This is a genomic window from Oceanobacillus senegalensis, assembly GCF_900176885.1.
GTDB classification, from domain to species: Bacteria; Bacillota; Bacilli; order Bacillales; family Amphibacillaceae; genus Oceanobacillus; species Oceanobacillus senegalensis.
The window spans coordinates 2,118,518-2,127,723 of the sequence record NZ_LT839648.1; the positions used below are offsets into that span (position 1 = coordinate 2,118,518).

The 9,206-nt window shown below is 36.4% G+C and carries 9 protein-coding genes; 3 read left to right on the top strand and 6 right to left on the bottom strand.

Annotated features, from left to right (window positions below; all coding sequences use genetic code 11):
* Window positions 1-311 precede the first annotated feature (311 nt).
* The 3 genes from CAO17_RS10280 to CAO17_RS10290 form a co-directional block, all read right to left on the bottom strand.
* Window positions 312-485, bottom strand: coding sequence for a sporulation histidine kinase inhibitor Sda (locus CAO17_RS10280; protein WP_085992676.1), 174 nt, complete (start codon window positions 483-485; stop codon window positions 312-314).
* A 175-nt stretch (window positions 486-660) separates the two neighbouring features.
* Complete coding sequence (locus CAO17_RS10285; protein WP_085992677.1) at window positions 661-996, bottom strand: hypothetical protein; 336 nt, start codon at window positions 994-996, stop codon at window positions 661-663.
* 31 nt (window positions 997-1,027) lie between these two features.
* A complete protein-coding gene (locus CAO17_RS10290) occupies window positions 1,028-2,203 on the bottom strand; it encodes an MFS transporter (RefSeq protein ID WP_245831820.1) in 1,176 nt (391 codons plus the stop codon).
* Window positions 2,204-2,533: 330 nt separating this feature from the next.
* Here CAO17_RS10290 and ahpC point away from each other — a divergent pair, with 330 nt between their 5' ends.
* Window positions 2,534-3,097 (top strand): alkyl hydroperoxide reductase subunit C, encoded by a 564-nt coding sequence (gene ahpC, locus CAO17_RS10295; RefSeq protein WP_085992678.1) that lies wholly within the window; start codon window positions 2,534-2,536, stop codon window positions 3,095-3,097.
* Window positions 3,098-3,113: 16 nt separating this feature from the next.
* A complete protein-coding gene (gene ahpF, locus CAO17_RS10300; protein ID WP_085992679.1) occupies window positions 3,114-4,646 on the top strand; it encodes an alkyl hydroperoxide reductase subunit F in 1,533 nt (510 codons plus the stop codon).
* A gap of 71 nt (window positions 4,647-4,717) precedes the next feature.
* Here the strand turns inward: ahpF and CAO17_RS10305 are convergent, their stop codons facing one another.
* Window positions 4,718-5,455 (bottom strand): NADPH-dependent oxidoreductase, encoded by a 738-nt coding sequence (locus CAO17_RS10305; protein ID WP_085992680.1) that lies wholly within the window; start codon window positions 5,453-5,455, stop codon window positions 4,718-4,720.
* A gap of 335 nt (window positions 5,456-5,790) precedes the next feature.
* Between CAO17_RS10305 and CAO17_RS10310 the strand changes: the two genes are divergently transcribed.
* Window positions 5,791-6,714 (top strand): glycine betaine ABC transporter substrate-binding protein, encoded by a 924-nt coding sequence (locus tag CAO17_RS10310; protein ID WP_085992681.1) that lies wholly within the window; start codon window positions 5,791-5,793, stop codon window positions 6,712-6,714.
* A 216-nt stretch (window positions 6,715-6,930) separates the two neighbouring features.
* Here the strand turns inward: CAO17_RS10310 and CAO17_RS10315 are convergent, their stop codons facing one another.
* Together CAO17_RS10315 and CAO17_RS10320 are read right to left on the bottom strand one after the other, a co-directional pair.
* Complete coding sequence (locus CAO17_RS10315) at window positions 6,931-8,151, bottom strand: ISL3 family transposase (RefSeq protein ID WP_085991018.1); 1,221 nt, start codon at window positions 8,149-8,151, stop codon at window positions 6,931-6,933.
* A gap of 160 nt (window positions 8,152-8,311) precedes the next feature.
* A partial coding sequence (locus CAO17_RS10320; RefSeq protein ID WP_179151856.1) for an FAD-dependent oxidoreductase occupies window positions 8,312-9,206 on the bottom strand: 895 nt, incomplete at its 5' end.

Sequence of the window (9,206 nt, forward strand, 5' to 3'; positions counted from 1 at the left end):
GTTGTATTAAACTTTTGAAGTAATTATTATTAAAATAGGATGATTTATGATTGATAATTGTAATGGAGCATATTCTAACGAATGTGTAGTAACATGTTGAATTTTGTTGTGCGTTATAACCACTTGGTTTTAAAGTTGATTTACAAATATATTTAAAATAAAGAGAATCCTCAATCAATGTTTTCTTTCATCCCCAACCTAAAATCATTAGTTTTTCATCCATTTTGAGGTGGGGTGTTATTGCCCCTTAACCTGCGATAAAAAAGAAAATATAAAAGCCACCTCTAGAAGAAGTGACTTTATATGAAATATTAATTTATGATACTTGAATTCTCATATTCCGAAGAATGATGTCTATCTCTATAAAGTCTGCGATTAATTTCATCTTTTAATAGTGTTATAAAATCTTCCTCCAAATTAAGTTTAACAGCCTTCTCGTATGCCTCGATTAATAAGTTCATACTTAGTTGACTAAATGGATGCATAACACTAGGCTCCTCCCTTTACTACTATCTACTTACCACTCTATTCACTTTTTCTACTAGATTTAAACATTGCTATCTAGCCTGTCCCATCTCGATTTTTGACGAATTAGTCGAAGTAGATAATGCCCCTTAACCTGCAATAAAAAAAGGAGTTACCGTAATTGTCGGTCTCCCTTTAGTTCTTTCCATTCGTTTTATATCTGATAAATTCATAATTTGACGTCGGCTCACGTTTAACTACTACTCCGTTTTCATCCTCGTATATTTCATATTCCCTATACTTTTCTATCATATAGCCATCCTCTACTCTAGTACTTACCAATACATATTCTAAAGATGAATAGGTTGGGACAATTTCATTTATTCCATCTGCATTTACTTCCTCCGTTGCCTGGCTAACATCTCCACTAAAATCCGGTGTAAACCCATGATAAACATCCTCTGGCGAATCAAGAAAAGCTATTAAAATGATAATCAACAGGATTCCGATAAAAGATAGCTTTATTCTCATTGAAACTCCCCTTCCTTATTTTCCACAAGACTCAATGTACTTCTGATCTTATTGATTTACTAGATCTTAGTCTTGAATAACCAATAACGGTGAGTACTGCCATCCCTATTAAAAAGGCAATAAAATATGGTGAAATGACATCACGTATTACACCTGTTACAAATGAACTAATAATCACTCCTAAGGAATAAACAGCAGACATAACTCCAAAAGCTCTTCCGTACCCCTCTCTAGAAACTGCATCTGTTAGAGCTGTTGCCATTGCAGGCATTATAATTCCAAAAAAGACTCCAATAAAAAATAATAATATAACAATATCCATGGAAGTATTGAATAGGACGAATAAGCTCATACACATACCGAAAAGCCCAAAGATTATTCGCTTTATCGGGTCAAAACGATTAATAAAAAACAAGGACAAGGCCAAGAAAGTTCCAATACTCATAAAGCTAAACATAATACCAGTACTTACGGTAGACAGTCCTCTTTCGACGGTCAGATATGGAACCTCATATATAATGACTCCATGAATATACATTACAGCGAAACCCGCTAAGTACACAATAGGTAAGTTAGGACTTGCAAAAAGATGTGACTGGCGTAATGATGATGAAGGTTGAAACCAATTTGCTTTATTAATAACGACAATTTGCCTATCTTTCAAAAAAACAGTTGTATAAATGGCTGTTAGTATCAATGCTAGTCCAATGACAAAATATGTATTGGTATAACCGATTAAAGCACCGAGATTACCGCCAATTACAGGCGCAATAATACTAGCTACAGTACCTAATATTCCGTTTACAGCCATGTTTTTTCCTTGTTGCTGGCTGTTTGCCGCATATCCCGATAATAATGCTAGAGCTGCCGGAATTAAAAATGCTAATGAAAACCCATTTAAAGCTCGTAAAATCAACAAACTAATCCAATCATTTACCAAAGCATGTCCGATAAATATAACCCCAGATATAAATAATGGTAGTGTAATAAATATACGCTTACCAAAACGGTCTACCAATGGTCCAGCAATCAAATTCCCAGTTAAATTTGCTAATGAAGCTGTACTAAGCATGATACCAATCATTACACTCGATGCCCCTATCATCGCTGCATATGGAGTGAAAATTGGAGATTGAATACTCATGATTAAACTAACGAAGAACATCACAATAAATATTTGCATTTTATCTACAGTTGCTTCTCTCAATTTTTTCACCTCGAAAACATTGTATGCTTAAGTTGAAAAAATAGACGAGCTTTTTTAAGCTAAACATATAGGTTAAATTCTAGTTCTTCCCAGTTAACCTTTTCCACTTAAAAAATAAGTCTATATATTAAAAAGAACATAATCGGAAACTATAAGTATATCGACAACTTATAATGAGTAATTGAGAAAATATATAATTTCACCTTACTTCTTAAAAAACTTCATTATTCACTTTATGTCGGTATTTAAGGATTGACAAATAACAAATAGTATACAATAATAAGTATTGGATTAAAATTATTATAAATAACTATATAGGAGGAATTAAACATGGCATTAATTGGAAAACAAGTAGAACCATTTAAAGCACAAGCATACAGAAATGGAGATTTCATCGAAGTTTCAGAGGAAGATTTGAAAGGTCATTGGAGCGTTGTTTGCTTCTACCCAGCAGACTTTACATTCGTTTGCCCAACAGAATTAGAGGATTTACAAAAAGAATATCCAAAATTACAAGATTTAGGTGTAGAAGTATTCTCTGTTTCAACGGATACTCACTATACTCATAAAGCATGGCATGACCATTCAGAAGCAATTGGTAAAATCACATATACAATGATTGGAGACCCATCACATCAAATTTCCCGTAACTTTGATGTTTTAGTTGAAGAAGAAGGTCGCGCAGATCGTGGAACATTTATTATCGATCCAGATGGCGTTGTTCAAGCTGTTGAAATTAACGCGGAAGGAATTGGCCGTGATGCAAGCACACTTATTGACAAAATCAAAGCAGCTCAATATGTTCGTAATAACCCGGGTGAAGTTTGCCCAGCTAAATGGAAAGAAGGAGAAGAAACACTTAAACCAAGCCTTGATCTAGTAGGTAAAATCTAAGGGAGAGCGATATTTCATGTTAGATGCGGATATTAAATCACAATTAGAGCAATATCTAGCTCTTGTGGAAGATGATATTCTACTTAAAGTTAGCTCAGGTTCTGATAAAACATCTAGAGAGATGCTTGAACTAGTTGATGAATTAGCAACCATGTCTACCAAAATCAAAGTAGAGCACACAGAATTAAAAAGAACACCAAGTTTTAGCGTAAACCGTATTGGCGAAGATACTGGAATAACATTTGCTGGTGTTCCACTTGGTCACGAATTTACTTCCTTAGTGTTGGCATTGCTCCAAGTAAGTGGACGTGCTCCTAAGGTAGAACAAAAAGTCATTGACCAAATCAAAGCCATTGATGGCGAATATCATTTTGAAACATATGTCAGCCTAAGCTGTGAAAAATGTCCTGTAGTGGTACAAGCACTGAACATTATGAGTGTGTTGAACCCTAACATTACTCACACCATGATTGAAGGTGGAGCTTTCAAAGATGAAGTCGATAGCAAAAACATCATGGGAGTACCTACTATCTTCTTAAATGGGGAATCATTTGGTAATGGACGTATGGAACTTGAGGAAATTCTTGCCAAACTTGGTAGTGGTCCAGATGCATCAGAGTTTGAAGATAAGGAACCATTTGATGTACTTGTTATAGGTGGTGGCCCAGCTGGAGCTAGTGCTGCAATCTATGCTGCGCGTAAAGGAATTCGTACAGGTGTTGTAGCGGAACGATTCGGTGGCCAAATCTTAGACACAGCTGCTATTGAGAACTTCATCAGTGTAAAACATACAGAAGGAACGAAACTCGCAGCTAGCCTTGAAGAACATGTGAAAGAATACGATGTTGATGTGATGAACTTACAACGTGTTCAGCATGTTGAAAAGAAAGACAACTTTATTGAAGTTGAATTGGAAAATGGAGCTGTTCTAAAAAGTAAAACAGCTATCGTTTCAACTGGAGCTAAGTGGCGCAATATAGGTGTCCCTGGAGAAAAGGAATTTGAAACAAAAGGAGTTGCCTACTGCCCACACTGTGATGGCCCATTATTTGAAGGAAAAGATGTAGCTGTTATTGGTGGCGGAAATTCCGGTATTGAAGCAGCAATTGATCTTGCAGGAATCGTAAAACATGTTACTGTTCTTGAATTTTTACCAGAATTAAAAGCAGATTCTGTGCTTCAAGATCGTCTTAACAGTCTACCAAATGTTACAGTTGTCAAAAATGCTGCTACAAAAGAAATTACTGGTGATGAGACAGTAAACGGTATTACTTATGTTGACCGTGAAACAGAGGAAGAACACCATATCGATTTACAAGGCGTATTCGTTCAAATCGGTCTTGTACCAAGTACAGGTTTCTTAGAAAACAGTGGCGTTGAACGTAATAAGTTTGGTCAAATTGTTGTAGACAAGTCAGGAGCTACCAACGTACCAGGCGTGTTTGCTGCTGGCGACTGTACAGACAGTGTTTATAAACAGATCATTATTTCCATGGGTTCTGGTGCAACTGCCGCATTAGGCGCATTTGATTACTTAATCCGAAACTAATTAATATATATAAAGTCACTTTACATCCAATTTGGATGTAAAGTGACTTTTTTCTTTACGTACAAGCATAACTATCCCCCGGGAAACTTTTGCTTTCTTAACATTTCAGCAATACCTTGATAATAACGCTTGCTGAAGAAGGAAGCGACAAACTCTGTCCATGTGCCAATACGATTGTTTTTCGGTCTTTCCCTTAGATAACGAGAATATGTATCATTATACTCCTCTAGAATTGGTTGCTGATTACGGTTGTAACGCTCCTCATGGTAAACGGCTTCTTTTGGAAGGCGTGGTTTTTGGCCAGCGTCCTCTCCTGGATGACCAATACAAAGGCCAGACACTGGAATTACATATTCCGGTAAGTCAAGCATATCGATGACTTCTAAAGCGTTTCTGCGAATTCCGCCAATGGATACCGTTCCGAGGCCGAATGATTCAGCAGCCGCTACAGCTGTTCCAAGAGCAATACCGACATCGGTCACACCAACGATTAATGTGTCGATATCTTCTGCAATATTTAATGTTGTTCCTTCCATTTCCGAGGCTAGATATGTTCGGTAAAAATCTGCGCAGAAGACTAGAAAAACGGGAGCCTCTTCAATATGTTTTTGGTTTCCGCACAATTCCGCCAATTTCTTTTTACGGTCTTTATCTTTGACAGCAATAATGGAATACTGCTGTCCATTAATCCAATTAGGTGAAGCTTGAACCGACTGAATAATCTGCTCTAGCTGTCCCTCATCCACCTCTTTGTCCTGATAAGAACGGAAAGAACGATGAGCTAGTAATGATTTTGTTACTTCATTCATGGTATAACCTCCCTTACATACACCCATTCCCCTAGATTATAACAAGATATTAGGTGCAAGGGAAAATTATAATACGGAGTTTTTGTCAATATTCGACAAAAATTCCAGAAAAAATGATTATTTCCATGAATTTATATTCTAAGAAGTCGAGAGGAAACTTTTTTATGCTAAATGCGATAATTTGGGATTTTATCCAATTTTACTGATAACTATTTCTGTTGTATTATTTTAATTATGCTTTCAAAAATGTATTAATAAATTAGTTACGATTAAACTAAGATGGAAGCATTTAGGGCATGTTGAGATATACTGCCCCAGTTAAAAGGAGGAAAGAAATGATAAAATTAAAGTTAATTAGTATAACTCTTATCTTATCTTTTGCTTTACTGTTAACTGCCTGTGGAAATGGTGAAGAAGAGACACAGGATAATGGTAATGCAGGAGAAGGAGAAGAGACTGCTAATGTAAGTGAAGCGGTAGATTATACGATTATAGGGATTGAGCCTGGAGCAGGAGCAATGGGGCTTGCACAAACCACTCTAGAGGAATATGAAAACTTAGCTGGCTGGGAAGTTGTAGAAGGTTCAACTGCAGGTATGTTAACGGAACTAGGTGAGGCAATAGAAAATGAAGAACCAATTATTGTAGTTGGCTGGAACCCACACTTTATGTTTGCTGCTCATGACTTGAAATATTTAGAGGATCCAAAAGGTACATTTGGTGAAAAAGAGAACATAAATACAATAACAAGAAAAGGTTTAAAAGAGGATATGCCTAATGCTTATGAAATTCTTGATCGCTTCAACTGGGAAGTAGAAGATATGGAATCCGTCATGCTTGAGGCACAAGAAATTCCAATAGATGAAGCAGCAAGTAATTGGGTAGAAGAGAATCAAGATAAAGTAAATGAATGGACAGAAGGTGTAGAAAAGGTAGATGGAAAAGAAATCGAACTAGTGTTAACCCCTTGGGATTCAGAGCGTGCTTCTGGTGAAGTGATGAAACTAGTATTAGAACAACAAGGGTTTGAGGTCACATTAACACCTGTTGACCCAGCAATTGTGTTCCAAGCAATAGCTAACAATGATGCTGACGCATCGCTTGCGCCATGGTTACCTATAACACACGGTCCTTTCTATGAAGAATATAAAGAAGATATTGTTGATTTAGGACCAAACTTACAAGGTACGATAATTGGCTTGACTGTACCTGCATACATGGATATTGATTCGATTGAGGATTTACAACCAAAAGAATAACTATATTTGGGAGTCAGATTTGCTTTCACTATAAAGTAATCTGGCTCTTTTTTATGGGTGTATATTATGTGTAAAGGTGAAAGTATAATTGGAATCTATGGAACTATTATGTTAGGAAGATTAAGTATCTTTATGTGAGTTTTGTAGAGATTTGTGCAAGGAAAATAAAAAGGTTCTAAGTCAAATGTTGGGGTGGGGCTATTAGCTCCTACCCCTTTAACCTATTGAATTGGCTACGGATTTAAATTGATGGTGTAATAATACCCTTAATCTCAATCGATCATATCTCTTGAATCCAAAGGCATTTCTCTTGATAACCTTTGTTTGATTATTCAATCCTTCAATAAACCCATTACTATACCCAAAGGCAAAGCTGTTCAATATTTCAGGTTGCCAATTTTGTAGCGTCTGTATCGCTTTTTCAAATTCCTCTAAACCCGCATCTTTTACTTGCGTATAAAACTGATACAGCCCTTCTTTAACCTCTTTCATATTATCTTTTCCTATTTTCTTTGCTTCTTCAAACCAAGTTCGATAAGATTCTTTTAACCCATAAGCTGTTCTCAAATCTTCTGATAACCCTAAATATCTTTCTAAGTACCAATGTTGTTTTGCGCTAAGGGCTTCATAATGCTTATAAAATACATGCTTCATTCGCTTGCACTTTTTACGATCATAAGGGTGGAATTCTTTTTGAACTCGTCTTCGCACACGTTCGAGTGCCCAATAAATATAACGACAGAAATGAAATCGATCCGCTATAATAATAGGATTCCCCAATGCTTGTTGAACAGCTGATTTAAAGCTATGACTCATATCCATAATGACTATTTCTACTTTTTCTCCCTTTTCCTGTAGATACTTTTTCACCGTTTTTACGGACCGATCAGGAAGAATATCCAAAGGCTCACCTGTCTCACCATTACCGATAATGGTCTGATATTTACCTTTATTTGTATCGCCCTTATATTCATCGATCGCTATTACCCGTGGCAGAGCTTTAACCTCACGTAATTTACCAGCTGATACGTTATCAAAACGTCGCATAGCTGTATTGGATGACGTATGAAATTGGGCAGCAGTATCCTTGAAATTCTTCCCCTTTATCACTCGAAAACCTAACGCCTGATTCCATTCCACCGTATGTCGCTGATAACGATAGACAATATTATTGTTTTCTACAAACCTCTTTCCACACTCACACCTATAACGACGCTTACGATAAAAAATATAGGTTCTACGTTCAAACAATTTTAAATGCTGAATTTTTTGCACTCGATAATCATGAATACGCTCTGTTATCTCCCCACAAGAAGGGCATTTATGAGGTTTTTTTGGCAACTGAACATGAATATGAAAGGATCCCTCTATCTCCTCTGTTTTCGTTATTTTCATTTCTTCTAATCCAGGTAATTTCATGTTAAAATACATATACACGCAACTCCTATCCACTTGTTTCTCGTCAATTCAAGTTTAAAGGATATAGGAGCTTGCGTGTTTTTTTATGCTTAAATTTTATTAAAACCCCAACATATATTTTAGAGCCATAATAAAGAAGATAACCCAGATGACTCTTGGGTTATCTTCTTAATTTAAATTACATTATATGAATTGGAGAACCTAACGCTACTTCTGCTGCCTCCATTGTAATTTCACCTAATGTTGGATGAGCATGAATAGTAAGTGCTAAGTCTTCTGCAGTCATACCAGCTTCAACAGCTAGTCCAATTTCAGAAATCATATCACTAGCGTTTGGTCCAGCGATTTGACCTCCTAGAATTAATCCATCCTCTTTACGAGTAATAAGTTTTAAGAAACCGTCTGTATTATTTAAGGATAATGCACGGCCATTTGCCGCGAATGGGAACTTACCAACCTTCACGTCATAGCCTTCTTCTTTTGCTTGTGCTTCAGTAAGACCAACCATAGCCAATTCTGGCTCAACGAAAGCAACAGCAGGAATACCAATATAATCAACTTCAGATTTTTCACCGCTAATTGCTTCTGCAGCAATCTTACCTTCATAAGAAGCTTTATGCGCTAATGGAGCACCTGGTACAATATCACCAATAGCATAGATGTTCTTCACAGTTGTACGGGATTGTTTATCAACTTTAATAAGACCTTTTTCATCTAATTCGATACCCACTTGTTCCAAACCAATTTCACTTGTGTTTGGACGACGGCCTACAGTTACTAAGACATAATCCGCCTCAATTATTTCTTCTTTCCCTTTTACTTCATATGAAACTTTTACACCATCTTTTGTTTCTTCCACGCCTTTAGCCATTGCTTCTGTAATCACTGTAGCGCCTTTTTTCTTCAGACCTTTTTTAACTAATTGAGTCATCGATTTTTCAAATCCGCCTAAAATATCTTTTGCACCTTCTAGGAATGTAACCTCTGTACCAAAGTTAGCATAAGCAGTCCCTAGTTCTGTTCCAACATATCCAGCACCAATTACAACTAGTTTTTTAGGAATTTCTTTCAAA

Coding starts and splice junctions, on each gene's coding strand:
- CAO17_RS10285 (WP_085992677.1), bottom strand. CDS start 996: ATGAGAATAAAGCTATCTTTTATCGGAATCCTGTTGATTATCATTTTA.
- CAO17_RS10305 (WP_085992680.1), bottom strand. CDS start 5,455: ATGAATGAAGTAACAAAATCATTACTAGCTCATCGTTCTTTCCGTTCT.
- ahpF (WP_085992679.1), top strand. CDS start 3,114: ATGTTAGATGCGGATATTAAATCACAATTAGAGCAATATCTAGCTCTT.
- ahpC (WP_085992678.1), top strand. CDS start 2,534: ATGGCATTAATTGGAAAACAAGTAGAACCATTTAAAGCACAAGCATAC.
- CAO17_RS10280 (WP_085992676.1), bottom strand. CDS start 485: ATGCATCCATTTAGTCAACTAAGTATGAACTTATTAATCGAGGCATAC.
- CAO17_RS10310 (WP_085992681.1), top strand. CDS start 5,791: ATGATAAAATTAAAGTTAATTAGTATAACTCTTATCTTATCTTTTGCT.